Origin of the sequence: Mycobacterium sp. E2699 (assembly GCF_001666745.1) — a bacterium.
In the GTDB taxonomy this organism is placed as follows: Bacteria; Actinomycetota; Actinomycetes; order Mycobacteriales; family Mycobacteriaceae; genus Mycobacterium.
In genome coordinates, this window is sequence record NZ_LZJH01000034.1 from 1 (window position 1) to 857 (window position 857).

The 857-nt window shown below is 62.3% G+C and carries 1 protein-coding gene and 1 pseudogene; one reads left to right on the forward strand and one right to left on the reverse strand.

Annotated elements, in window-relative coordinates; genetic code table 11:
- Positions 1 to 113: pseudogene (locus A5696_RS29070) on the forward strand (class I SAM-dependent methyltransferase); the annotation flags it as partial.
- Between the two features lie 37 nt (positions 114 to 150).
- Here the strand turns inward: A5696_RS29070 and A5696_RS29075 are convergent.
- Positions 151 to 857 (reverse strand): cyclopropane mycolic acid synthase family methyltransferase (locus A5696_RS29075; protein ID WP_067873843.1); only part of this gene is annotated, 707 nt, incomplete at its 5' end.

Sequence of the window (857 nt, forward strand, 5' to 3'; positions counted from 1 at the left end):
TCGCCATCCAGTCCCAGGAGGTCTACGACCGCTATATGCACTACCTGACGGGGTGTGAAAACTTCTTCCTGAAGGGCATCAGCAACGTCGGCCAGTTCACGCTGGCCAAGTAAGTAGCGCACCGCTGGCCGGGCGCTCCCAGGCGCCCGGCTACTTCTCGCAGGTGAATTGGTTGACGTCGGTGTAGCCCTCGCGGAACAGCTTGGCGCAGCCGGTGAGGTACTTCATGTACCGGTCGTAGACCTCTTGGGACTGGATGGCGAGCGCCGTCTCCTTGTTCGCCGCTAAATTCGCCGCCCACATATTGAGCGTGCGGGCGTAGTGCTCCCGCAGCAATTGCACCTTTTCGACGGTGAATCCGGCCGCGGGCGCCAATTTCAGAATGTCTTCCTGCGCCGGCAACTGCCCGCCGGGAAAGATCTGGGTGTAGATGAATCGCGTGAACCGCACGTCGCTCATGGTCAGCGAGACGCCGAGCTCGTGCAGCTGTTTTTGGGAATGCGCGAGAATCGTGTGCAGCAACATCCGGCCGTCGTCGGGCAGGATCTCGTAGGCCCGTTCGAAAAACGCCGGCCAACGGTCCGCTTTGAACGCTTCGAAGGCGCCGATCGTGACAATGCGGTCGACGTGGTCCTCGAATTCCTCCCAGCCCTGCAGCCGCACCTCGACGCTGCGCCCGGTCGGGACCTTGGCCAGCCTCGCCTTGCTGTACTCGAACTGGTTGCGGCTGAGGGTGATTCCGATGACGTTGACGTCGAACTTCTCGACCGCTCGTTGTAGCGCACCGCCCCAGCCGCAACCGATGTCGAGCAGCGTCATCCCCGGCTCGAGGTTCAGCTTGCCGAGCGCCAGGTCGA